We start from the raw sequence: 25,149 nt of genomic DNA, 5'->3' as shown, positions 1-25,149 counted from the left end.
AGGGCATCCTGACCGTGCGTGGGCGCCAAAGCGTGAGAAAGGCCCTGGATTTGAAGGTGAAAGCCTCATCCAGCGTTTTTACACACTCTGGGCCGCATCCGGACGAAGCGGTCGTTGAATCAGGCAACGTAGTCTTCCAGTCAAAACGTGGGTCCAGGATTTGCGAGGACTTCGTCCTCGAACGCAGCCTCGCAGGCTCGCAGGCTCGGCAGCTGCTACGAGAGATAGAACCGCCGCCTATTCCTGTGCACTGACCACCCGATTACGCCCACGGTGCTTGGCCTGATACAGCGCTTTGTCGGCGGCGTACATCAGGTTTTCCAGGCTTTCACCCGGTTGCCCCGTAGAGGTGCTGAGGCCGATGCTGACGGTGACCGGTGACTCGTCGCCTTCGAACGGCGGCAGTTGCTCGACTGCCGCACGGATATTTTCGGCAATCCGCAGTGCACCGGCGGTGTCTGTCTCGGCCAGCACCACGGAAAACTCCTCACCCCCATACCGCGCGGCGAGATCGGACGGGCGACGGAGGTTTTCGCTGATGACCTTGGCGAGTACGCGCAATGCATCGTCGCCGCCCTGATGGCCGTGGCGGTCGTTGAACGACTTGAAGTGATCGGCATCGATCATCAGCACCGACAGCGGCTTGCCCGAACGCTGAGCACGGGACCATTCGCGGTTCAGCGCCTGGTCGAGCGTCCGGCGGTTGGCCACGCCAGTGAGGGCATCGATGGCTGCCTGTTGCGCCAGTTCCTGCTCGGCGTGATGGCGCAGGCGCAACTCGCGGCACAGCAGCAAGGTCAGCCACATCAGGCCGATACACAGCACACCGGTGGCACCACTGATAACGTATGCGGTGCGTTTCCAGGAGGCGAAGACTTCGTCCATGGAGAGCGCGACGATTACCGTCAACGGCAGGTTGCCGACGCGCGAGAAGGTGTACAGACGGTCCTGGTGGTCCATGCTCGAGATGCTGACGAAGTTGCCACTGCCTCCACGCATGATGCGTATGACGTTGGGCTGACTGCCGAAATTCTTGCCAATGCTGTCGTCCGTCAGCATGGGTTTTTGCGCCAGCAGAATGCCGTCCTTGTCGAGCACATTGAGGGTGCTGTCGACGCCGATGTCCAGGCTGTTGAACAGCTCATCAAAGTACGCCAGGCGCATCGAGGCGACGGCAACGCCGAGAAACTCCCCGTTGGGCGAAGAGATGCGCCGGCTGAAGCTGATGCGCCACTGATCGCTGTCAATACAGTCGCAACGGGGTTTGAACGGGCGACTGATAAACATCCCGGTGTCGCTGTTGAAAACGTGGGCCTGGAAGTAGTCGCGGTCAGCGAAATTGCCCGGCTTGGGCTGAATCAGCGACGAATCGGCGATCACCTCGCCATGCTTGTCGAGCAACAGGACGTCGCCCTTGAAACGTGCTGTGCTGGATCGGTCGAACAGCACGAGGTGGCGGATCTGGGCGGAAACCTTTTGCAGGTCGTCGCGTTGGGCGGCAGCGATCAACCCTTGCAGTGACAGGTCATAGAGTTCGACGTTGCGCAGCACATCGGCATCGATCAGTTGCACGATGTTGGTTGCGCCGCGAGTGGCCGCCTGCATGGCATTGGCGTGTTCGCGGATCAGCAGGAAGGTGACGATGGAGATGATCGCGATGACGGTCAGCGAGCTGCCGAGAATCAGCATGAATTCCGGTCGACGGGTTTTTCCCGTTATGTGGGTGTGCGTGCGGCTTGCACTCATGATTCTGATTTCTGCAGAGGGACATCATTAGCGTAGTTCCCGAACGGGCCGGGCAGCATTGCAGATATCAGTTCGTTGATCTCAGTGCATGTATAGATCCCGGACATAAAAAAGGCCAGTGCAGGTGCTGGCCTTTTTGTGAATTTTGACACACAACAAAAAAAAGCCGCTGATAGCAGCGGCTTTGAAGACAACTTCTCAAGGGAAAGAGCCCTGAGCAGTGTCGAGGGAAACTGAGGTGTGTTACGGATCAGCTATCTTTTTCAACCTGTGGTTGAGCCTGGTTAGCTGATGTTTGCTGAGATTGCGCAGGGTTTTGTGCTTTTGCAGTCAGTTCGGCCTGAGCCTTTTCAAAGGCTTCGGCGCGTGTGGCATTGTGTGCGACGAATGTCTGTGACTCTTCAGCCATGGCGAAGGGCGACAGGAACAAGGACGACAAAACGAAAGCGCTGGCAATACCCATACTGTTGGACATCTTGAAGACCTTCTTGCTTGGCAAGTGCTGTTTGGTGCGGCAAAAGTAAAGGTCTTCGGCGTCGTGAAAAAGAGCGGATTGCAGAAAGGACTGTTGCATCACGAGCAATAGTAGGAGCTGCCGAAGGCTGCGATCTTTTGGCGCCTGTACGATCGCTTAAGATCAAAAGATCGCAGCCTGCGGCAGCTCCTACGCCGGTTTTGTTCACAATCCGATTATCAGGTGTGCGCTGAACTGCAGGCGGGGGAATCAAACCGGCAAATAGATCCCGAACGTATTGATTCCGTTATCACTGCGCACAAACACATCGCCGCCGTGCATCAGCGCAATTGCCTTGACGATGGCCAGTCCCAGGCCATGGTTGGCGCCGCTGTTGCTGCGTGAGGCATCGACCCGGTAGAACCGCTCGAACAAGCGCGGCAGGTGTTCGCTGGCGATCGGCTCACCGGGGTTGGCGACACCGATGCACACCTGGTGTTCCTGAACATCGATCTGCACCTGAATGATCTGGCCGGGGGCGGTGTGTTGCACGGCGTTGTTCAGCAGGTTGATCAGCGCCCGGCGCAGGTGTGCGATCTCGATCTTCACTTGGGCATCGCCGCTGACCTGAACCTTGACGTGCGCGTCTTCGAGGATGAAGTCCAGGTAGTCCAGGGTGGTGGCGACTTCGCCCGCCAGCGAGGTGGAGGTCAGTTTGGTGGCCTTGCTGCCCTGGTCGGCGCTGGCCAGAAACAGCATGTCATTGATGATCGAGCGCAGCCGTTCGAGTTCTTCAAGGTTTGATTGCAGCACTTCGAAGTAGTGTTCCACCGAGCGCCCGCGCGTCAGGGCAACCTGGGTCTGGCCGATCAGGTTGGTCAGCGGCGAGCGCAGTTCGTGGGCGACGTCGGCGTTGAACGATTCGAGTCGCGTATAAGCCTGCTCGACCCGCTCCAGCGTCGAGTTGAACGAGCTGACGAACTGATTGAGTTCCGGCGGCAGCGGCGACAGTTGCAGCCGTGCGGACAGCAACGGCGGCGTCAGTCGTTGGGCTTCTTGAGACAGCTTGATCAAGGGCTTGAGGCCGATCCGCGCCACCCAGTAACCGAACACCGAGGCCAGCAGCACGCCGATGATTGCCAGGCTGATCAAGGCAATCAGCAAGTGATGCTGGGTTTCATAGAAGGTTTGTGTGTCGATGCCGATCATGAAGCGCAGCGGTGGGCGCTGGTCTTTGGCCGGAAACTGGCTGACCAGCACTTTCAACGGATAGGGTTGGTCCGGCAGCTGCAAGTCGCGCCTGCCTGTCGGGCCTTCAGCGAAGGCACGGATCTTTGGAGTGATGTTGCCGTATTCGTAGTTGGCGTCGCCGCTGATGATCCAGAAACTGATGCGCTTGTCTTCTTCGCCGAGCAGCTTGAGTTTGTTATTGATCTTCAGCCAATGCTCCGGCGTGCCAAAGCGGCCGACCGTGGATTCGAGCACGCTGTAACGTGCATCCAGCTCGGCTTCCGGCAACAGCGCCAGGCCCTTTTCGACCTGTTGATACAACGCCCAGCCGATCAACAGAAACACCAGCGCCGCCACCAGCGTGAACATGCCGCTCAGGCGCAGGGCAATCGAGTTACGAGGCACTGCGGCTCTCCAGCACATAACCCATACCGCGAATGGTGTGCAGCAGTTTCTCTTCGAACGGCCCGTCGATCTTGGCGCGCAGGCGTTTGATCGCGACTTCGACGACGTTGGCGTCACTGTCGAAATTGATGTCCCAGACCATCTCGGCAATCGCGGTTTTCGAGAGGATTTCGCCCTGACGCCGGGCCAGCACACTGAGCAGCGAGAACTCCTTGGCGGTCAGGTCCAGTCGCGTACCGGCACGGGTTGCCTTGCGGCTGATCAAATCAATCCACAGGTCGGCGATGGTTACTTGTACCGGCTCATGACCGCCGCTGCGGCGGGTCAGCGCTTGCAGCCGCGCCACCAGTTCGAGAAACGAAAAGGGTTTGCCGAGGTAATCGTCAGCACCATCGCGCAGGCCTTTGATCCGGTCTTCCACACGCTCGCGGGCGGTGAGCATGATCACCGGGGTCTGTTTGCGTGCACGCAGGGCGCGCAGCACGCCATAGCCGTCGAGACCCGGCAGCATCACGTCGAGGATGATCACGGCGTAATCGTTTTCGAGCGCGAGGTGCAGGCCTTCGACCCCGTCCGGGGCCCGGTCCACGGTGTAACCCTGTTCGGTCAGGCCGCGGTACAGGTAGTCCGCGGTTTTCTCTTCGTCTTCGATAATCAGAACGCGCATGACCCGCCTCAGTGTGTGGTCGCCAGCGCAGGCGCTGGTGTGGAGCGATGGAACACCCGCTCAAGCCATAAGTATATGACTGGCGTGGTAAACAGCGTCAGCGCCTGGCTGACCAGCAAGCCGCCCACCACCGCGATCCCCAGCGGTTGGCGCAGTTCGGCGCCGGTGCCATAACCGAGCATCAGCGGCAGAGCGCCGAGCAGGGCGGCGAGGGTGGTCATCATGATCGGCCGGAACCGCGTGAGACATGCATCAAAAATCGCTTCTTCCGGGGACAGCCCGCGATTGCGCTGGGCGTCGAGGGCGAAGTCGATCATCAGGATGCCGTTTTTCTTGACGATACCGATCAGCAGCACCAGGCCGATCAGCGCCATGATCGAGAAGTCCTGGCCGAGGATCCACAGCAAAATCAAGGCGCCAAGGCCGGCGGAAGGCAAGGTCGAGATGATCGTCAGCGGGTGCACGAAACTCTCATAGAGCACGCCAAGAATGATGTACACCGCCACCAGCGCCGCCAGAATCAGCCACGGCTGGCTGGCCAGAGAACTCTGGAACGCCTGGGCCGCGCCCTGGAAATTGCCGTTGACCGAGGCCGGCATGCCGATGTCATTTTTTGCCTGATTGAGCAAAATCACCGCATCGCCCAGTGCCACGCCGGGAGCGAGGTTGAACGACAGGTTGGCGGCCGGGAACATGCCGTCGTGGGCGATGGACAATGGGCCAATGGTCGGCGCATCGAAACGGGCCAGCGCCGACAACGGCACCATCTCGCCACTCAGCGGCGAGCGCAGGTAGAAATAGGCCAGGCTTTCGGCCTTGCCGCGTTGGCGGGTGTCGAGTTCGAGGATCACATTGTACTGGTTGATTTCGGTCTGGAACTCATTGACCTGACGTTGGCCGAAGGCGTCGTAGAGCGCTTCGTCGACATCGCTGGCGGTCAGCCCGAAACGCGCGGCGGCGGCACGGTCGATGTTGATGTGGGTGATGCTGCCGCCCAGTTGCAGGTCATTGGAAACGTCGCGGAACGCCGCAATGCCGCGCAGTTTTTCCGTCAGGCGTTGGGTCCAGAGGTTCAGCGTCGGGCCGTCGTTGCTCTTGAGCACGTATTGATACTGAGCGCGGCTTGGGCCGGAGCTGAGGTTGATGTCTTGCCCGGCACGCAGGTACAGCACGATGCCCGGAATCTTCATCAGTTGCGGACGAACCCGGTCGATGAACGCACTGGCGGACACATCGCGGTCACCGCGTTTTTTCAAGGAAATCCAGAAGCGTCCGTTGGCGATGGTCTGGTTGCTGCCTGATACGCCGACCGAATGGGAGAAGGTCTGCACCGCAGGGTCGGCAGCGACGATTTCGGCCAGGGCCTGGTGTTTTTTGACCATCTCCGGAAACGACACGTCGGCCGCGGCTTCCGTGGTGCCGAGGATAAAACCGGTGTCCTGGATCGGGAAGAAACCTTTGGGGATAAACACGTAGCCGGCAATCGCCATGCACAGTGTCAGACTAAAGATCCCTAACATCAGTTTCTGATGCTCCAGGGCGCGCCGCAGCGCACGTTCATACAGCGAGAGCAGGCGCTCACCGAAACCCGGTTTGGCGTTGGCATCATGCATCGGCGCACGCATGAACAGGGCGGCCATAGTCGGCGCCAGCGTTAACGAAACCACCACCGAAATCATGATGGTCGAGGTGGCAGTCAGGGCGAATTCCTTGAACAACCGGCCGACCACCCCGCCCATGAACAGCAGCGGAATGAACGCCGCCACCAGCGAGACGCTGATCGAGACCACGGTAAAACCGATTTCGCCGGCACCCTTGATTGCCGCCTCGCGCATGCTGTCGACGGCCTCCAGGTGGCGGTGGATGTTCTCCACCACCACAATCGCATCGTCGACCACAAAACCCACGGAAATGACGATCGCCACCAGGGTCAGGTTGTTCAGGCTGAAGCCCATGATGTACATCAACGCGATACTGGCGATCAGCGAAACCCCGAGCACGCTTGCGACGATCAGCGTCGCCGACCACTGGCGCAGGAACAACGCCATCACCGCAATCACCAACAGAATCGCGATCAGCAGGGTGACTTCCACTTCGTGCAGCGAAGCGCGGATGGTCTGGGTCCGGTCGATCAGCACACTGACCTGTAACGACGCCGGGAGCATCGCTTCAAGGCCCGGCAACGCAGCCTGAATCCGGTCCACGGTGTCGACGATATTGGCCCCCGGTTGCCGCAGGATCACCAGGTTGACCCCCGGCCGATCGACGGACCAGGCCTGGACGTAGGCGTCTTCCGGGCCACTGACCACCTTGGCGACATCCTTGAGCTGAACCGGCGCACCGTTCTTGTAGGAGACGATGAGTTGGCCGTACTCGTCGGGATGGAACAGTTGATCGTTGGTCGACAGCGTGGAAATGCTCGACTCACCGTACAGCGCACCTTTGGCCAGGTTGAGACTGGTTTTCTGAATGGCCAGGCGCACATCGGCCAGGGTCAGGCCGATGGCGGCGAGTTTGTCGGCGGAGGCCTGGACCCGAATCGCCGGGCGTTGCAGACCGCTGATGTAGATCTGGCCGACGCCGTCGATCTGGCTCAGTTGCCGCGCCAGCAGGGTTTCGGCGTAGTCGCTGAGTTCGGTGCCGGGCATTTGCGTCGAACTGACGCTGAGGATCAGCACCGGGCTGTCAGACGGGTTGACCTTGCGCCAGGTCGGCAGCGTCGGCATGTCCTTGGGCAGTTTGCCGGCGGCGGTGTTGATTGCGGCCTGAACTTCCTGCGCTGCGGTATCAATGCTTTTATTGAGGGTGAATTGCAGGGTCAGGTTGGTCGAACCCAAGGCACTGCTGGAGGTCATCTGGGTCATGCCGGGGATGGCGCTGAATTGCACCTCCAGGGGCGTCGCCACCGACGAGGCCATGGTGTCGGGGCTGGCGCCGGGCAACTGGGCGGCGACCTGAATGGTCGGAAACTCGGCCTCTGGCAAAGGAGCGATGGGCAGGCGCGGGAAGGCGATCAACCCGAGCAGCACCAGTGCGAAGGTCAGCAGTGCCGTGGCGACCGGGTGGTCGATGCACCAGGCGGAAATGCCGCCATGGACCTTCATGGTTGTTGCTCCGCTGTAGTGCTTTGTGTGAGCGCTGGCGGCTCACGGAGAATCTGCACGCTGGCACCGGGCTTGAGCCGCGACTGGCCATCGCTGACCAGCACATCACCGGCCTGTACACCCTTGATGATGTTCAGTCCACTGTCTTGATAGACCATCTGCACCGGAACGGATTCGACCGTGTCGCCGCTGACCCGGTAAACGAAATACTGATCCAGCCCACGCTGGACCACGGACGGCGGCACCACCAGGGCATTCTTGTCGAGCGCGGTCTGGATCTTGATGGTCACCAGTTGCCCTGGCCAGAGCTTTTGCCCGGCATTGTTGAATTCGGCTTTGGCGCGAATGGTCCCGGTGTTGGCATTGATCTGGTTGTCGATGAGCGTCAGGTGGCCTTCGCCGAGCAAGTCGCCGGTCTGGCCGCTGGTGTCGGCGCCGATGTAGGCATTCACGTCGGCGGGTGGATTCGCGCTGATCAGCCGTTGCAGTGTCGGCAGCATTTGCTGCGGCAGGGAAAACTCGACGGCAATCGGGTCGATCTGGGTGACCGAGAACAGTCCTTGGGTATCGCTCATGCGCAGGAAGTTACCTTCATCCACGGTGCGAATACCGACGCGGCCAGTCACCGGCGAGCGAATCTGTGTGTACGAGAGCTGCACTTGCGCCGCATCAATAGCCGCCTGATTGCGCTGCGCTGTGGCTTTCAACTGATTGACCAGGGCCTGTTGCTGGTCGTAGGTCTGCCTGGACACACCGTCATCGATGCTGAGCAGCTTGTAGCGCTTGAGATTGACCTCGGCCACCTGCAATTGCGCCTGGTTTTCACCCAGTTGCGCACGGGCCTGATCGAGGCTGGCGCGGATCGAACGATCGTCGATAGTGGCGAGCAGGTCGCCGGCTTTCACCAACTGACCTTCCTTGACCAGCAGCCTGGTGAGGATGCCGTCGATCTGCGGACGGATAACCACGCTGTGCAACGACAGCACCGAACCAATCCCGCTGACATAACGCGGTACATTGCGTTCGGCGACGCTGACCACCCGCACCGGAATCGCGGTGGGTGCCGAGAGTTTGCTCGTCGCGGGTTTGATCACAACCCCGATGGCCACGACTGCGACCGTCGTCAGCAGAGCGGCGATCAGCAGTTTTTTTCCTGGAATGGGCATGAGCATCAAGCGCCGGGGCATAAGGGCAGTTACAAGTTATAAGCTTCAAGCGGCAAGTTAAAACCAAGCCCCTTGGCTTGTTGTTGGTAGCTGTTCTTTTATAACCCTTGGAAAGGGTCAGCACCATGACCGCTAACTGACAGGGAGGACAGCTTCAAGCCGCAAGCGGCAAGCTAAAGCAGACGCGCTTGAGGCTTACAGCTTGAAGCTTGAAGCTTGAAGCTTGAAGCTTGCAACTGCTCTTCCCGCTATACTGCCGGCCTTTCGCGGCCCACTCATCGGGCCCGACTCAATGTAACACCCGGAGCATTCATGACTTCCCCGATACAAGCGCCTGCTGCTGACGAACAGGCTGACCTGCCAGACAGCGTCGACTCCAGCGCCGACAGCGAAACCAAAGCCGCAATCCCGGCCTTCAAGTTCCCGTTCAAACCGGGCGAGCTGGCAGCGGCCAAAAACGCCAATCAGCCGTGGTACAAGAACGGCGCCAGGAATGGCCACACCAAGACCCCGGGCGCAGCGCCTCCTGGCACCCGTCGTTCGATGGGTAAACGCTGACAGTCAGGCGTTTTTGGCTGGAAACAATTCTCTCTGTCACTGAGATAGTTCCCACAAGGATAAGCGATCTGTCCTCTGGGACGTCGGTGGTCACTCGTTGAAGATTCATGCCCGCGTAATGTGTGTCGTTTGACCCATTGCCAGATGACATTGCCCGCACTGAAGGGGCAGGCATCGCGGATTCCCATGATTGCTTGATGAAGGCCACCGAAATGTCTCTGGTAAAAACCGTAACTTTGCTCTCTCTGATGGCTCTGACCACCGGTTGCGTGTCGTCCGCGGTCGACCCTCAGATCCGCTTCGGCGTCGAAGCCCTGGTTCCTCCGTTCGAGAGTCGCAACGAGAAAGGCGAGTTGGTGGGGCTGAACATCGAGTTGGGCAACGCGCTGTGTGCCGAACTCAAGTCCCGCTGTGTCTGGATCGATCAAGCCTACGCCACCAATATCGACGCGCTTGAAGCCAAGCGCTTTGATGCGATCATGCCGATGACTGCCACGCCTTTGCGTCGGGAACGGGTCGACTTTACCGAAGACCTGTACCCCCTGAATAACCGCCTGGTGGCGCGCAAAAACTCGGGCCTGCAACCTGATCCGCAATCGCTCAAAGGCAAGCGGGTCGGCGTACTGGCGGGTACCAGTCGTGAGGCGTTCGCCAAGACTCGTTGGGCTGCGGCGGGCGTGACGGTGCGCAGTTTCGATTTCAACGACCAATTGGTTACCAGTCTGTTGGCCGGTGAGATCGACGCCACCCTGCAAGACTCCATTGAAATCACCCACGCGCTGTTAAGCCAACCCCAGGGGCAAGATTTCGATTTTGTCGGCCCGACCCTCAAGGACCCTTTGCTGGGCAGTGGCGTGGCCATCGCCGTGCGCAAAAACGACACAGCGTTGCGCGATAACCTGAACGGTGCCCTTGAGCGCATCAAGCAAAACGGCCAATACCAGACCATTACCCAGCGCTTTCTGCCGCCTGCAGCACCCGATTCGCCACGCTATTTTCCTAACGAAGAAGGCCTGCCATTCTCCGATGCGGTGCAAGTTGGCCAGACCATCTATCTGTCCGGCGTGCTCGGTCTGGGGGCTGACGGCGAACTGGTCAAGGGCGGCATCGTTCCGCAGATGACCCAGGCTATGGAGAATCTGCGCGACGCATTGCAACGTAGTGGTTCGTCCCAGGCTCACGTAGCCAAATGCACGGTCATCCTCGCCGACATCAAGGATTTCGCCGCCATGAATACGGTTTATAGGCAGTACTTCCCGGCGGATCGATTGCCGGCTCGCACGTCGTTCGCTGCCGGGAAGCTGCTATTGGACGCACGAGTGGAAGTTGAATGTCTGGCGGTCACTGCGCGTTAGCCCTCCATAAACATGCCCTATGCGGTAATGTCCGGGGCCTCGGCTGGCTTGTCGTCTCAGGCCGCGCGCAACGAGATAAACGCATAGTTCAGCGGTTCTGCCGTGGCCACTTGTGCCCCGGCGGCCTGCACTTGCTCCGCGAAGTCGTTGCTCGACACATGGAACTGCCATTCACCGGCCGAACCTGGCAACGGCTCTGCCTGAACCTGATCAATCGCCGAAGCAAACGCCGCCATGTCCGGCAAGTACGCGGTAAACCCGTCACCCTTGAGGGCCGTGGTGTGCATCCCCAAACGTGCGCAAATCGCTTCCTTGGTCTGAACATCGTCGCGGTCGGCCTGACGCGAGCGTTGGATCAGACCGGCCAACGCCTGATCAACCAACTGACCGCCGACGATCAACTCAGGGCCTTGCTCCCACGATTCGGGCGGGCAATCCTTGGCGGTTGGTGTCAGGGGAATGTGCGGATTGATTTCCATCGGGTAGATGCGGCACACCAAAGGCCGGCGTTCGTAGATGCGGCAGAGGTTGTCTTCGTCAAGATTCCGGCAGGGGCCGGCGTTGTACGCGGCGAAGGTGATCGCTACATGGGCGTGGGTTGCGCCACTGGGCACCACCACCGAACGGCGTTCGGCGTGCTCGCGTTGCAAGACTGGAAGGCCCAGACCATTGCCGAGAAAACCTTCCACCAGCACGATCACGGTACCGCCATCAGCCGCCCACATCCGGGCCTCGGCGAGGGTCAGAGGCACATGGTGGTCGCTGCAGCACTTGCCGCAACCTACGCAGGAAAACGTCGTATTCATAGGGCGACCAGTCACATTCCAGAGGCGTCAGCGATGACGAAAAACCACCGCGAGGGACTGTGTCAAAGCAAGTTATGCGCCATTCACTGGGCCTTGGGCGCTTGTTGACCAAGGGCTGAATCTGCATGATGGTTTGATGTTGGTTGTGCGGACCTCATCGCGAGCAGGCTCGCTCCCACAGTGGTTTTCGTTGTACACAGAATTTGCGTTCCATGAGATCAAATGTGGGAGCGAGCTTGCTCGCGATAGCGGTCTCAGTCCGGAACGAGCTCCCGGCGTACCACGCGCATTCCGGCGCTTTCATATAATCGCAGGGCTCGAGGGTTATCCTCCAGGACCTTCAGGTCAACAAAGCCTTCGCGCCGCTGTTGAAACACGCTGAATGCATGCAACAACAGCGCCCGTCCCAAACCTTGGCCCTGAGCGCGCGGATGCACCACCAGGTGCTTGATGTAGGCGCTGGTCCAGCACTGGGCGACGCCGACAATGCCTTGGGCATCCGAGGCGATGAAACACAGCGCCGGGTCATATTCCGCATCGCTTTCAAAGCGCTCGCGCCAAACCTGGAGCGCCGGTACTCGACCGCCGCCTTGCTGATAACCCAGTTCCATCGCCTCATGAACGGCGTTGGCCAATGGCGGGTGATAGAGGCTCAGCTGGATGCCATCCGGCCAGACGACTGGCGGCAACACCCCGGCGAGGTCGCGCCGAAGCAGCAGGCAATACTCCTCAGCCAAGGCTCAATTACCTTGCTCTTGTTGCGCGACGGCTTTTGCGGCCGTGATCAGGCATTTGGTCAGTTCTGGCGACGAGAACTTGGTCAGCACCGCGTTCGCCCCGGCAAGACGGGCCTTTTCGCTGTTCATCGCGCTGTCCAGCGAGGTGTGCAGCAGGATGTAGAGGTGAGAAAAGTCCGGGGTTTCACGCAGGGTTCGGGTAAAGGCGTAACCGTCCATCTCCGACATTTCGATGTCCGAGACAATCAGGTTGATCTGCTGCGCGGTGCCTTGCAGGTCCAGCAGACAGTCGATGGCTTCCCTGGCGCTGCGTGCGGTGTGGCATTGCAGGCCGAGGTTACGCAGGGTATGCACCGATTGTTGCAGTGCCACCTGGCTGTCATCGACCACCAGAATGCGTGCGTTGCCCAGCACTTCGGCGTCTTCCATGCTCAGCTCGGTCGGGGCCGTTTCGATCTGCGCCGGGGCGATGCCGTGGATGACTTTCTCGATGTCGAGTACTTGCACCAGCGTGCCGTCAACCGAGGTCACGCCGGTGATGTACGAGCGCACGCCCCCGGAGCCGTAGGGTGGCGGGCGGATGTCGGTGGTCAGGCAATGGACGATCTTGCTCACCGCCTGAACGTGCAGACCCTGCTTGGAGCGGCTGACGTCGGTGACGATCAGGCAGCCGCCGTCCGGGTCCACCAGCGGCCGTTCGCCGATCGCCCGGCTCAGGTCGATAACCGACAACGAGGCGCCGCGCAGGGTGGCGATGCCTTTGACGTGAGGGTGCGACTCCGGCAGCTTGGTCAGCGGCGGACAGGGAATGATTTCGCTGACTTTCAGCAGGTTGATCGCCATCAGCTTGCCGCTGCGCAAGGTAAACAGCAGAAGCGAAAGTGAATCTGCGCGGGCTTTGTTGGAAGACATAAAAACCTTCTGTGGAAAAGGTGATGGGCGATTTGGGACCGCCAGCAACTATTGATATCGGGTTATCGACGCAAGCGAGGCAGGCTTTAGGACTGATCCCGGTTTCCTGATCGGCGTAACTCCCGTAGCAGCTGCCGAAGGCTGCGTTCGAGGACGGAGTCCTCGCCAAACCGGGCACCGCGTTGTATCTGTTGCACCGCGCACCCAGGTTTTACGACGGCTTCGCCGCCGAACGCAGCCTTCGGCAGCTGCTACAGGGGGGGCGTTATTTCATTTCATCCCCAATCTTTTGGCCATCCGCCCAAGGTTCGCCCGGTCCAAGCCTAGCTCACGGGCGGCGCTGGCCCAGTTGTTTTGATGGCGCTCAAGACAAGCGGTGATCAGTTGGCGTTGATAGTTTTCGGTGGCCTGGCGCAGGTCGCCGAACACCTCGGTCACGGGCGCCGGGTCAATGACTGCTGACGCTGGGGCGGTTTCGAGGGTGTCGTGAGGCAAGTCCAGATCCGCCGCGCTCAGGCTGAGAATCTTCGGCCGTTCCCGTGAGTTGCCCAGCGCTTTCAGCGCGCTGCGGCCAATCAAGTGTTCAAGTTCGCGGACGTTGCCCGGCCAACTGTAGGCCAGCAGTGACGCTTGTGCGTCGCTGCTCAGGCGCAGGCTGTTAAGGCCCATCCGCGAGCGGTTCTGTTCAAGAAAGTAACCGCTGAGCAACAACACATCTCGACCGCGATCACGCAGCGCTGGCACCAGCAGCGGGTAGACACTGAGGCGATGGTAGAAGTCGGCGCGGTAGCGGCCACTGCGCACCTCGAAGGCCAGGTCCCGGTTGGTCGCGGCGATCAGGCGCACGTCGACCTGATGCTCCTTGTCCGAACCCAGGCGTTGCAACTGACCGCTTTGCAGCACACGGAGCAATTTGGCCTGGACCGTCAGCGACAACTCGCCCACTTCATCGAGAAACAACGTGCCGCCGTTGGCCAGTTCGAATTTACCGCGCCGGTCGTTCATCGCCCCGGTGAACGCGCCGCGCACATGGCCGAACAGCTCGCTTTCCACCAGGGTGTCGGGCAGCGCGGCGCAGTTGAGGCTGATGATCGGTTTGTCGGCGCGCGCTGACGCGGCGTGGATCGCCTGGGCCACCAGCTCTTTACCGACCCCGGTTTCGCCGGTGATCAGTACCGTCAGGTCGCTGCCGCCGACCAGGTTGATCTCTGCCACCAAGCGCTTGTGCGCTTTGCTCTGGCCGATCATTTCACGGTTCTGCTGGCCGCTGGCCTGGCGATAAACCTCGGCGCGCTGGTGCTCGTCTTCCGCGCGATTGGCCAGCCGTTCGATACGCTCGGCGGCGTTGACCGTGGCGGCGGCGAGGCTGGCAAAGGCTTGCAAGGCGTCCAGTTCGATTGGTTCGAAGCGCTCCGGGTCCAGCGCGTCGAGGGTCAGCAAGCCCCACGCACGCTCATCGATAAACAGCGGGCAGCCCATGCAGTCGTGAACTTCCAGGTGATCGCCGTGGCCGTCGACCAAACCGTCATAGGGATCGGGCAAGGTGCTGTCGCTGGGGAAGCGCGTCGGCTCCGGGCTGCTGAGCAGCGCTTCAAAACGCGGGTGTTCGCTGACCTTGAAGCGCCGGCCCAGGGTGTCAGTGCTCAGGCCGTCCACCGCCAATGGCACCAGCCATTCACCGTCGAGCCGCAGCAGGGCGGCGGCGTCGCAGGGGAGCAGGGCGCGCATGGCTTCGAGCAGGCGCCGGTAGCGCTCGCCTTCGGGCAGTTCGCGGGAAAGGTCGGAGACCAGCGGAAGCAACGCTGTGAGCAGAGATTTTGCAGTCATATTGACTCCATGTAGTCTAGGTGACTATAAAGCTGCTCGTGTCGTTATGACTACATGTTTATTAAGCTATTGTTTTATATGAATTTAATTGTTGGCATGGAAACTGATGCGCACTGGATAGAAAGCTATAAACCCAGTCGTTCAGGAGTACCCCCTTAATGCTTAGCGCTCAAGACCGTGCCATCGTCAAATCCACCGTACCGCTGCTGGAAAGTGGCGGCGAAGCCCTGATCACTCACTTCTACCGCATGATGCTCTCCGAGTACCCAGAGGTTCGTCCGCTGTTCAACCAGGCGCACCAGGCCAGCGGCGACCAGCCTCGGGCCTTGGCTCGCGGGGTGTTGATGTATGCGCGGCACATCGATCAGCTCGACCAGTTGGGCGACCTGGTGGCGAAGATCATCAACAAGCACGTTGCCTTGCAAATCCTTCCAGAGCATTACCCGATTGTTGGCGCTTGCCTGCTGCGGGCTATCTCGGAAGTGCTCGGTGACGAGATTGCCACGCCAGAAGTGATGAGCGCCTGGGGCGCGGCCTACAACCAGTTGGCTGACATCCTGATCGGCGCCGAAACCGCGATCTACGACCAGAAAGCCGCAGCTGTCGGCGGCTGGCGCGGGGCGCGGGAATTCACACTGGCCAAGCGTGTGGAAGAGAGCGCGGAAATCACTTCGTTCTACTTTGAACCGGCGGACAAAGGGCCGATTCTCGCGGCGGAACCGGGTCAGTACATCGGCATGAAACTGATCCTCGACGGCGAAGAGATTCGTCGCAACTATTCGTTGTCGTCTCTGGGCGACAACGGTCAGTACCGCATCAGCGTCAAACGCGAAGAGGGCGGCCGTGCCTCGAATTATCTGCACGACCAGTTCCCCGTCGGCGCCAGCATCCTGCTGTTCCCGCCAGCGGGCGAGTTCACCCTGACCGCCAGCGACAAACCGCTGGTGCTGATCAGCGGCGGCGTCGGTATCACGCCAACCCTGGCGATGCTTGAAGCTGCGCTGACCACCGAGCGTCCGGTGCACTTTATCCACTGTGCGCGTAACGGTGGCGTGCATGCCTTCCGCGACTGGATCGACGGCCTGGCTGAGCGTCACCCGCAACTCAAGCGCTTCTACTGCTACGCCGAAGATGACGGCGTGAGCCCGGCGGCGCACAAAGTCGGGCTGTTGAGTCAGGAGCAGTTGGCGGACTGGTTGCCGCAAGAGCGCGACCTGGATGCTTACTTCCTCGGCCCGAAAGGTTTCATGGCCGCGGTCAAGCGTCACCTCAAGGCCTTGGGTGTGCCAGAGAAACAGAGCCGCTACGAGTTCTTCGGCCCGGCTGCTGCGCTGGAGTAACGCAGACCGAGTTGCCCTCATCGCGAGCAAGCTCGCTCCCACACGAGCGCGCGTTGTGCACATATCATGTGTACGACGCAGTTCCAATGTGGGAGCGAGCTTGCTCGCGATAGCGTCATCTGCTTCGTCACAGATCCATCTGTTTAATCCGCTGTTAATAAGCCTGCCGTTAATTCCCACCTGTTAATCCACCCCAGTGGTCAGCGTGTAAACTTGCGTTCAATTGATACACGAGAGGTCCACTGCGGTCGGTGGGTCTGTTGAACACAACTAGCACTTTTGGCAAAGGAAACGGGAATGAATGAGGAAATGATGCGGCTGGGACGTGAGCGGCGCTTTCTGGTGCTGCTGGGCGTCATCTGTCTGGCGTTGATCGGCGGCGCGCTGTACATGCAAGTGGTGCTGGGTGAGGCGCCATGCCCGCTGTGCATCCTGCAACGTTATGCGCTGTTGCTGATCGCGATCAGCGCCTTTATCGGAGCGGCCATGCGCACCCGCCGCAGCATCACTGTGTTTGAAACACTGGTGGTGATCTTCGCCCTCGCCGGCGCCGCAACCGCCGGGCATCACGTCTATACGCAGTTCTACCCGGCGGTCAGCTGCGGCATCGATGTGCTGCAACCGATTGTCGACGGCTTGCCGCTGGCGAAGATCTTCCCGCTGGGCTTCCAGGTCGACGGCTTCTGCGAGACACCGTACCCGCCGATCCTCGGCCTGTCGCTGGCACAGTGGGCGCTGGTGGCCTTCGTGTTGACTGTCGTGCTGGTGCCGCTGCTCATTTCGCGTAACCGCAAACACCTGAACTGAGGCTTCTCGCCGCAGCCAAAGGCTTTGAATAAAGCGCCCCGGACCTCGAAAAGAGGCCGGGGCGCTTTGCGTTTCAGCGGGTCTGTCAAAGGATCGTGACGCGTGACAAAGAAGGGCGTGGCACGCGTGCGACATGTTGTCACAGCCAGGGTGTCGCAACTCATTTCATAGACGATTGTCGTCGCTGAAACTGACAAGGAATTTACCTCACTGACGGGCCTCTCCGGAAGCCAGCAAATGCGTTGCAGCAGGCAGTTTTAACAGGCTCGGACGAATGGCCAAAGGCCTTGTGACAAGGGGGCTTGCGCTAGGTCGGCGATGCTTGGATAGGGGTTGAAGCTGTCTGAACTGTGGACAGTAGAGCGGGTTTTTTGGGGGTTGTTGTTGAGAATTAGTCTCGATATCGTGGATAATCTTTGCTGATTTCGTTAATGATTGTTGCGGTATCCGATAAAAATTATTTCGAGTTGAGACATGGTTTATACAACGTTACATATCTACAATCGCCCGCACTGAAATTCCGGGCGCGGCGTTCTCCTTGGCACAAGGGGCGGTCGTGGGGCTGTAACGGGCTTCATTCGACGCCAGGTGTCGGCGCCTTCCAACTATCCGCACCAAATGGAATTGGTCTGTAACAAGGCCTTTGACCACGAATTCGAATAAGAACTCACCGCTAGCCCAGGATGTGTCGACCAGCGTTTAGCGCGCGACGGGCAAGCCCTTATTCAATCCAAGAAAAATGCCAACCCTTGGCAGGGTGAAGTGTTGGCGATCAAAACCCAACTGCATTGCGCAAGCTGCTTTAGAGGTCGTGAGATGAGTAAAAACAGGTACCCCAGACTACTAGGCTTATTGCCGCTGCTCGGCACGCTGTTGCTGGGAGGCTGCAACATGACCTTGCTCGATCCCAAGGGCCAGGTCGGCCTGGACGAGCGAAACCTGATCATCACCGCAACGCTGCTGATGCTGTTGGTCGTGGTTCCGGTCATCGTCATGACCTTCCTGTTCGCCTGGAAATACCGCGCTTCCAACACGGATGCCATCTACACACCGAAATGGTCGCACTCCACCAAGATTGAAATCGCGGTGTGGGCTGTTCCAGTGCTGATCATCATTGCCCTGGGTTATGTCACCTACAAGTCGACCCACGCCCTGGACCCTTACCGTCCGCTGGAATCCGACGTCAAGCCGATCACCATTCAAGTGGTCGCGATGGACTGGAAGTGGCTGTTCATCTACCCGGAACAAGGCATCGCCACCGTCAACAAGATGGTGTTCCCGGCCAACACGCCGGTTAACTTCAAAATCACCTCCGACACCGTGATGAACTCGTTCTTCATTCCGGGCCTGGGCGGTCAGATCTACGCGATGGCGGGCATGGAGACCAAGTTGCACCTGATCGCCAATCAGAATGCCGAGCTTGACGGTATCTCCGCCAACTACAGCGGTGCTGGCTTCACTGGCATGAAATTCAAAGCAATCGCCACCTCTCAGGCGGATTTCGATGCCTGGGTCAGTGATGTCAAGAAGGCACCTAAACAGCTTGAAAAAGCTGAATACGAAGCCCTTTCCAAACCAAGCCAGAACAACCCGGTTGAACTCTACTCCTCGTACGCGCCGAACCTGTTCCAGACCATCATCGACAAGTATGAAGGCATGAAACCGGGCAAGCCGATGCACCACGAGAAGGACGAGAAAGAAGTGGCCGGTATGGAAGGGATGGACATGAGTTCGCATTCAGCTGCCGGGGCAGAGGAGTAAACGATGTTTGGTAAATTAAGTTGGGAAGCGGTCCCGTTCCACGAGCCGATTGTGATGGTGACCATCGCCATGATCGCGCTCGGTGGTCTGGCGGTATTTGCTGCAATCACTTACTTCAAGAAGTGGACCTATTTGTGGACCGAGTGGCTGACGTCGGTCGACCACAAGAAAATCGGCGTGATGTACATCGTCGTGGCCATGATCATGCTGCTGCGTGGTTTTGCCGACGCCGTCATGATGCGCTCCCAGTTGGCCCTGGCCACTGAGGGTTCGCCTGGCTACCTGCCACCTGAACACTATGACCAGATCTTCACCGCTCACGGTGTGATCATGATCATCTTCATGGCGATGCCATTCTTCACCGGCCTGATGAACCTTGCAGTGCCGCTGCAGATCGGCGCCCGTGACGTTGCCTACCCGTTCCTGAACTCCCTGAGCTTCTGGCTGCTGGTCTCCGGCGTCGTGCTGGTGAACGTGTCCCTGGGTGTCGGCGAGTTCGCCCGTACCGGTTGGGTTGCGTATCCACCGCTGTCGGAACTGGGCTACAGCCCGGGCGTGGGTGTGGACTACTACATCTGGGCACTCCAGCTATCGGGTCTGGGGACGACGCTGACGGGGGTCAACTTCCTGGCCACCGTGCTGAAAATGCGTACCCCGGGCATGAAAATGATGGACATGCCGATCTTCACCTGGACCTGCACCTGGGCCAACGTACTGATCGTCGCTTCCTTCCCGATCCTGACCGCTACTCTGGCTTTGCTGACGCTTGACCGTTACATGGATTTCCACATTTTCACCAATGAACTTGGTGGCAATCCGATGATGTACGTCAACCTGTTCTGGGCCTGGGGTCACCCCGAGGTTTACATTCTGATTCTGCCGGCGTTCGGGATCTTCTCCGAAGTCATCTCGGCCTTCTCCGGCAAGAAACTGTTCGGCCACCACTCGATGATCTACGCCAGCGGCGCGATCTCGATCCTGGGCTTCATGGTCTGGCTGCACCACTTCTTCACCATGGGTTCGGGTGCCAACGTCAACGCCTTCTTCGGTCTGGCGACGATGCTGATTTCGATCCCGACGGGGGTGAAGCTATTCAACTGGCTGTTCACCATTTACCAGGGTCGTCTGCGTATCACCAGCCAGGTGCTGTGGACGCTGGGCTTTATGGTGACCTTCGCCATCGGCGGCATGACCGGCGTACTGCTGGCCATCCCGGGTGCTGACTTCGTGCTGCACAACAGCCTGTTCGTGATCGCGCACTTCCACAACGTGATCATCGGCGGCGCCGTGTTCGGTTACATCGCCGGTTTCGGCTTCTACTTCCCTAAAGCGTTCGGCTTCAAGCTGCACGAAGGTTGGGGCAAGGCTGCGTTCTGGTTCTGGATCTCGGGCTTCTTCGTCGCGTTCATGCCGCTCTATGTACTGGGCTTCATGGGCATGACCCGTCGTCTGAACAGCACCACCAACCCTGAGTGGACGCCGTACCTGCACGTTGCAATGGTCGGTGCGGTGTTGATCGCCTTCGGTATCGCCTGCCAGCTGATCCAGCTCTACGTGAGTATTCGTGATCGCAAGCTGCCACAGAACATGTGCGAAGCCGGCGACCCGTGGAATGCCCACACGCTGGAATGGTCGACCTCGTCGCCACCACCGTTCTACAACTTCGCTGTACTGCCGAAAGCTGACTGCATCGACCCGTTCACCGAGGCCAAGGAAAATGGTACTGCGTACCAGGCTCCAGCCCGTTACGAGCCGATCCACATGCCAAACAACACCGCGACCGGTCTGGTCATGGGTGCTCTGTTGACCGTGTTCGGTTTCGCGATGATCTGGCACATCTGGTGGATGGCCATCTTTGGTCTGGCTGGCACCGTGATCTATTTCGTGATCCACGCTGCCCGTGATGATCAAGGCTACATGGTGCCGGTCGACGTGATCGAGCGCATTGAAGCCGAGCAGCACAAGCGTCTGGTTGCGGCCAAAGCGATTCCGGCCACCGCCACCCGTGTTGAAACCTCGTTGGAACAGGCTTAAACCATGTCGAACTTAGTGACCAATGTTGGACACGCCCATGGTCATGACCATGGGCACGATGACCACCACCACGACTCGGGCGAGATGACCGTATTCGGTTTCTGGCTCTACCTGATGACCGACTGCATTCTGTTTGCGTCGATCTTCGCGGTGTACGCGGTACTGGTAAACAACGTAGCCGGTGGCCCGTCGGGCCACGACATCTTCGAACTGCCGTACGTGCTGGGCGAAACTGCCTGCCTGCTGTTCAGTTCGATCACCTACGGCTTCGCCATGCTGGCGTTGTTCAAAGGCAAGAAGACTCAAGTGCTGGGCTGGTTGGCGATTACCTTCCTGTTCGGTCTGGGCTTCATCGGCATGGAAATCAACGAGTTCCACTCGCTGATCTCCGAAGGCTTCGGTCCGAACCGCAGCGGCTTCCTGTCCGGGTTCTTCACCCTGGTCGGCACCCACGGTCTGCACGTGACCAGCGGTCTGATCTGGATGGCGATCATGATGTATCAGGTCAACAAGCATGGCCTGACGTCGACCAACAAAACCCGTTTGAGCTGCCTGAGCCTGTTCTGGCACTTCCTGGACGTTGTGTGGATCTGCGTATTCACCGTTGTTTACCTGATGGGGACTCTGTAATGGCTAACGCAGCTCACTCACATAATGGCCACGATAGCCACGACGACAGCCACGGCAGCGTCAAGTCCTACGCCATCGGCTTCATCCTGTCGGTGATCCTGACCGTCATTCCGTTCGGCCTGGTGATGTACCCATCGCTGCCGAAAGCCATGACCTTGTGGATCGTGCTGGCCTTCGCAGTGATCCAGGTGCTGGTGCACCTGGTCTACTTCCTCCACCTGGACCGCTCTGCCGCCCAGCGTAACAACGTGATTGCGTTTGTCTTCGCAGCGTTGGTTATTGTCCTGTTGGTCGGTCTGTCGCTGTGGATCATGTACAGCATCCATTCCGTCATGATGGCGCACTGAGGAAAGTCCGGATGTCCTTAAAGCACTTTATCCAAATCACCAAACCGGGGATCATTTTCGGTAACGTGCTTTCTGTGGCAGGCGGGTTTTTCCTGGCCTCGAAAGGGCATGTCGATCTGGCCATTTTCCTGGCTGCGATGATCGGCACGTCCCTGGTGGTCGCGTCGGGTTGCGTGTTCAACAACTGCATCGACCGTGACATCGACCTGAAGATGGAGCGCACCAAGAACCGCGTGCTGGTGCAGGGCCTGATCTCCCTGAAACTGGCACTGGTTTATGCGACTGTCCTGGGTGTCGTCGGCGTTGCGTTGTTGTACCGCGTGGCCAATCCGTTGGCGGCATTGTTCGCGGTGATCGGTTTTGTCATCTACGTCGGCTTCTACAGTCTGTACCTCAAGCGCAAGTCGGTTCACGGCACGCTGGTGGGCAGTTTGTCGGGGGCGATGCCGCCGGTGATTGGCTATGTCGCGGTCAGCAATAGCTTCGACATGGCGGCGCTGACGCTGCTGGTGATGTTCAGTTTGTGGCAGATGCCGCATTCCTATGCGATCGCGATTTTCCGCTTCAACGATTACCTGGCGGCATCGATTCCGGTGTTGCCGGTGAAGCGCGGGATTCAGGTAGCCAAGAAGCACATCCTGCTTTATATCCTGGCGTTCCTGGTGGCGACCTTGATGCTGACGTTCAGCGGTTACGCTGGCATGAGTTATCTCGCTGTCGCGGCGGCCATGGGCATGTATTGGTTGTACATGGCGTGGACCGGTTACAAGGCGGTGGATGACACTGTTTGGGCACGTAAGCTGTTTGTGTTTTCGATTTTCACCATCACGGCGTTGAGCGTGATGATGTCGCTGGACTTCAAGGTGCCGAGCGAGTTGTTGCTGACTTACGCGCCTTAAGGTTTTTGCGGTTGTACAAAAAGCCCCGCCTTCGAGAGAAGCGCGGGGTTTTTTATTGGGCGTGTCCTTGTGGGGCTGTGCTCCCCCGCGATGGCGGCCTGACAGCCGGCCTATCTCTTGCGGATGTACACCAATCAAAATTGTGGGAGCTGGCTTGCCTGCGAAGGCGGCCTGACAGCCGGCCTATCTCTTGCAGATGTAAACAGTTCAACTGTGGGAGCGAGCCTGCTCGCGATAGCGGCCTGGCAGCCTACTAATCTCTTGCAGGTGTACATATCCATTTCTGCGGTAACGGCCACTTAGGGTTCCGCCCTTACGGCGTGTCACTTTTGCAGACGCCCAAAAGTAACCAAAACGCTTCGCCCCAAGCGTCCAGCACCTCGCCTAGGCTCGGCGTTCCCTCGCTCCGGCGTCCATCAGGGGGCATCGCCTCCGGTCTGCTTCGCGACGACCTCCTCTCGATGTGTCCGGCTGCGCCGTACGGCGCTACGCGCCAACCCCCTGATGAACGCCTCCACTCGGCCTCCCGAAGGGGCGGGCAGGTCAAGATCAAAAGCTGCAGGCGAGCTAACGCTCGGCCTGTTGAGTGGTGGGAGTTTTTGGCGCTGCTGTGTTTTGCTCGTTCTAGATTCCGGGCCGACAGGGAAGGATCTGGTCATTTAGGAAAACGGAGTAGGGTATTTGGGAAACATCCTAACGCCAGCGCTTGCTTTGCTCTGTACGGTCCATTTTGGCCAGCCACGGGCGAACGATCATCATTGGGGTCGACGACATCGGCAGGGTATTCGTCTTCGGTGGCATTAGCGGGGGCTGCATGGAAAAACGTGACCTTTTTAAAGAGTTGATACAGGGCGTGGATGAGATGGCGGCTCAACGTGAAGGCAAGATCACGCTGCGCGACAATGCGGTTGAGGACACGTCGATCACAGATGTGAATACGCAAGAAATCGTAGCGTTGCTGGCGATGTAGCTTACGTTCCCAAGCGACAAAATATGGCATCGTGGGGCAAAGGAATAAGAGGGCAAGGACGTGCAGGATTTTCAGCGATCTCTATTATTTTCAGTCGTGTTGTCGATCACCTTTGGGCCGATTGCCTTGATTATATTAAGGCAGTCCATCTTGCATGGACGATTAAGCGCAATTCCGAGCGCGTTCGGTGCAGCCCTGGCGGATGCTGTGTACGCAGCCGTGGCGTTGATGGGCGTAGCGCTGGTCAAAACATTTGTGTTGGGGTACTTGGATCTACTGACAATCGCCTCGATCACCTACCTCTTCTACCTCGGGGTAAGGATCGCTGCATACTCTGATTCGACAGTGAACGTCACACGCCAATCAGGTTTTTTCTCTGTGTTTGCATTAACACTGACCAATCCGTTGACCATTGTGGCAATCACCTCTTATGTCATCGCTAATCACTCAGACGAAGCGACTGTTAGCGTACCTCTTTCACTGGCCGGCTTTTTCATCGGTAGTCTTGCCTGTCAGATGGTGTATGTATTTGGGGGTGATGCTATTGGAAGGGCATTGTCTGGAAGAAAAAACATTCGATTATTGAACTGGTGTAGTGGCCTTTGTCTGATCGCATTCTCTTTATGGAAACTACAAGACTACATAGGAAGTTATGAACAGCTATAGCTAGAAATAAATAGCGAGATGTTCTTCTTAAGTCTCAACTGCTGCGTTGAAATCGCCCCGCCTTCAAAGGAAGCACGGGGCTTTTTCTATTCAGTTGCGGTTGTTACCCGACGCACCCAGCACCTTCACCACGTCATCAATCACCGCTTTACTCATCTCCTGCAAATAATGCGACGCCCAGGCATAACGGTCCTTGCCGCGTTCCATCGCCGCGTCTTCGGCCAGCAGTTTGGAGAGGTGGAGCAAGTCGGAAACGTGGGACAGGGCTTCGAGGATCGGGACGCCGCTGTTGACGCGAAATAGCGCTTGGTCGGAGTGGATGGAGAAGGGTGTGAAGCCGGCGGTTTTCAGGTCTTGGGGGGCGGGGGATGAGAGCTGACCAGCAGAAGTTTGGGATGGATCGATGGCGCGCATAGGGAGAACTCCGATAAGTGCCTACATCTTGTTCGAGTTCTCAGGCCCGGTCGCTGAATGGGCAGCGACGGTTTCAGGCTAGCGGGCATGGTGAGGGGGCGCAATCGTAGCCATGTGCTTGCTTATGTAAGATTTTGTGTGGGAACTGCCAGACACCGCAGCCCCCGTAGGAGCTGGCGAAGCCTGCGATCTTTTGATGTTTTCAAACGCGCTGAACATCAAGGTCAAAAGATCGCAGCCTGCGGCAGCTCCTTGTATCTCGACTATCGCTCCGTCAGGAGCGATAGTTCTCGACTGATCATCGAGGGAGGGAC

General features: G+C 58.8%; 21 protein-coding genes and 1 pseudogene. 11 read left to right on the top strand and 11 right to left on the bottom strand.

What is annotated here, in order from left to right:
- Positions 1-237 precede the first annotated feature (237 nt).
- The 6 genes from ACIPIN_RS27395 to ACIPIN_RS27370 form a co-directional block, all read right to left on the bottom strand.
- Positions 238-1,746, bottom strand: a complete 1,509-nt coding sequence (locus tag ACIPIN_RS27395; RefSeq protein ID WP_401124344.1) for a diguanylate cyclase — start codon at positions 1,744-1,746, stop codon at positions 238-240.
- 250 nt (positions 1,747-1,996) lie between these two features.
- Positions 1,997-2,221 carry a hypothetical protein gene (locus tag ACIPIN_RS27390; RefSeq protein WP_401124343.1) on the bottom strand — a complete coding sequence of 75 codons (225 nt, stop codon included), beginning with the start codon at positions 2,219-2,221 and terminating at the stop codon, positions 1,997-1,999.
- 249 nt (positions 2,222-2,470) lie between these two features.
- Positions 2,471-3,835: a heavy metal sensor histidine kinase gene (locus ACIPIN_RS27385; RefSeq protein ID WP_401124341.1), complete on the bottom strand. Its 1,365-nt coding sequence runs from the start codon at positions 3,833-3,835 to the stop codon at positions 2,471-2,473.
- Positions 3,825-4,502, bottom strand: a complete 678-nt coding sequence (locus ACIPIN_RS27380; protein WP_145015036.1) for a heavy metal response regulator transcription factor — start codon at positions 4,500-4,502, stop codon at positions 3,825-3,827. Before ACIPIN_RS27380 ends, ACIPIN_RS27385 begins: the two co-directional genes overlap by 11 nt.
- Before the next feature lie 8 nt (positions 4,503-4,510).
- Positions 4,511-7,606, bottom strand: coding sequence for a multidrug efflux RND transporter permease subunit (locus tag ACIPIN_RS27375; protein ID WP_401124339.1), 3,096 nt, complete (start codon positions 7,604-7,606; stop codon positions 4,511-4,513).
- Positions 7,603-8,772, bottom strand: a complete 1,170-nt coding sequence (locus ACIPIN_RS27370; protein ID WP_401124336.1) for an efflux RND transporter periplasmic adaptor subunit — start codon at positions 8,770-8,772, stop codon at positions 7,603-7,605. Before ACIPIN_RS27370 ends, ACIPIN_RS27375 begins: the two co-directional genes overlap by 4 nt.
- Before the next feature lie 312 nt (positions 8,773-9,084).
- On the opposite strand from ACIPIN_RS27370, the gene ACIPIN_RS27365 reads away from it, so the two are divergent.
- Entirely contained in the window at positions 9,085-9,330 is a 246-nt protein-coding gene (locus ACIPIN_RS27365; protein WP_401124333.1) for a hypothetical protein, read from the top strand.
- 212 nt (positions 9,331-9,542) lie between these two features.
- Positions 9,543-10,685, top strand: a complete 1,143-nt coding sequence (locus ACIPIN_RS27360; protein WP_401124347.1) for a transporter substrate-binding domain-containing protein — start codon at positions 9,543-9,545, stop codon at positions 10,683-10,685.
- A gap of 56 nt (positions 10,686-10,741) precedes the next feature.
- On the opposite strand, the gene ACIPIN_RS27355 is transcribed toward ACIPIN_RS27360, so the two are convergent.
- The 4 genes from ACIPIN_RS27355 to norR form a co-directional block, all read right to left on the bottom strand.
- Positions 10,742-11,491 (bottom strand): YkgJ family cysteine cluster protein, encoded by a 750-nt coding sequence (locus ACIPIN_RS27355; protein ID WP_401124331.1) that lies wholly within the window; start codon positions 11,489-11,491, stop codon positions 10,742-10,744.
- Between the two features lie 254 nt (positions 11,492-11,745).
- Positions 11,746-12,228 carry a GNAT family N-acetyltransferase gene (locus ACIPIN_RS27350; RefSeq protein WP_401124330.1) on the bottom strand — a complete coding sequence of 161 codons (483 nt, stop codon included), beginning with the start codon at positions 12,226-12,228 and terminating at the stop codon, positions 11,746-11,748.
- Positions 12,229-12,231: 3 nt separating this feature from the next.
- A complete protein-coding gene (locus tag ACIPIN_RS27345; protein WP_401124327.1) occupies positions 12,232-13,140 on the bottom strand; it encodes a chemotaxis protein CheV in 909 nt (302 codons plus the stop codon).
- A 270-nt stretch (positions 13,141-13,410) separates the two neighbouring features.
- Entirely contained in the window at positions 13,411-14,967 is a 1,557-nt protein-coding gene (norR, locus tag ACIPIN_RS27340) for a nitric oxide reductase transcriptional regulator NorR (protein WP_401124325.1), read from the bottom strand.
- A gap of 158 nt (positions 14,968-15,125) precedes the next feature.
- Between norR and hmpA the strand changes: the two genes are divergently transcribed.
- From hmpA to ACIPIN_RS27295, 9 genes and pseudogenes are all read left to right on the top strand, one after another.
- A complete protein-coding gene (gene hmpA, locus ACIPIN_RS27335; RefSeq protein WP_401124323.1) occupies positions 15,126-16,307 on the top strand; it encodes an NO-inducible flavohemoprotein in 1,182 nt (393 codons plus the stop codon).
- A gap of 297 nt (positions 16,308-16,604) precedes the next feature.
- A complete protein-coding gene (locus ACIPIN_RS27330; RefSeq protein ID WP_401124321.1) occupies positions 16,605-17,114 on the top strand; it encodes a disulfide bond formation protein B in 510 nt (169 codons plus the stop codon).
- A gap of 816 nt (positions 17,115-17,930) precedes the next feature.
- Positions 17,931-18,875, top strand: coding sequence for a ubiquinol oxidase subunit II (gene cyoA / locus ACIPIN_RS27325; protein WP_401124320.1), 945 nt, complete (start codon positions 17,931-17,933; stop codon positions 18,873-18,875).
- 3 nt (positions 18,876-18,878) lie between these two features.
- Positions 18,879-20,909 (top strand): cytochrome o ubiquinol oxidase subunit I, encoded by a 2,031-nt coding sequence (gene cyoB / locus ACIPIN_RS27320; protein WP_401124317.1) that lies wholly within the window; start codon positions 18,879-18,881, stop codon positions 20,907-20,909.
- Positions 20,910-20,912: 3 nt separating this feature from the next.
- Positions 20,913-21,539, top strand: coding sequence for a cytochrome o ubiquinol oxidase subunit III (locus tag ACIPIN_RS27315; protein WP_401124315.1), 627 nt, complete (start codon positions 20,913-20,915; stop codon positions 21,537-21,539).
- Positions 21,539-21,886: a cytochrome o ubiquinol oxidase subunit IV gene (gene cyoD / locus ACIPIN_RS27310; RefSeq protein ID WP_123425052.1), complete on the top strand. Its 348-nt coding sequence runs from the start codon at positions 21,539-21,541 to the stop codon at positions 21,884-21,886. Before ACIPIN_RS27315 ends, cyoD begins: the two co-directional genes overlap by 1 nt.
- A gap of 11 nt (positions 21,887-21,897) precedes the next feature.
- Positions 21,898-22,785 carry a heme o synthase gene (gene cyoE / locus ACIPIN_RS27305; RefSeq protein ID WP_123425053.1) on the top strand — a complete coding sequence of 296 codons (888 nt, stop codon included), beginning with the start codon at positions 21,898-21,900 and terminating at the stop codon, positions 22,783-22,785.
- A gap of 814 nt (positions 22,786-23,599) precedes the next feature.
- A pseudogene (locus ACIPIN_RS27300) lies at positions 23,600-23,743 on the top strand (transcriptional regulator); the annotation flags it as partial.
- A gap of 72 nt (positions 23,744-23,815) precedes the next feature.
- On the top strand, positions 23,816-24,421 hold the full coding sequence (locus ACIPIN_RS27295; RefSeq protein WP_401124313.1) for a LysE family translocator: 606 nt from the start codon (positions 23,816-23,818) through the stop codon (positions 24,419-24,421).
- A 90-nt stretch (positions 24,422-24,511) separates the two neighbouring features.
- Here ACIPIN_RS27295 and ACIPIN_RS27290 read toward each other — a convergent pair whose 3' ends face one another.
- Entirely contained in the window at positions 24,512-24,835 is a 324-nt protein-coding gene (locus ACIPIN_RS27290; RefSeq protein WP_401124310.1) for a DUF3077 domain-containing protein, read from the bottom strand.
- Positions 24,836-25,149: the final 314 nt, after the last annotated feature.

Origin of the sequence: Pseudomonas sp. NPDC087697 (assembly GCF_044743155.1) — a bacterium.
Classification (GTDB): domain Bacteria; phylum Pseudomonadota; class Gammaproteobacteria; order Pseudomonadales; family Pseudomonadaceae; genus Aquipseudomonas.
The sequence above is the reverse complement of the archived record's forward strand: the minus strand, read 5'-3'. Positions and strand labels throughout refer to the sequence as shown.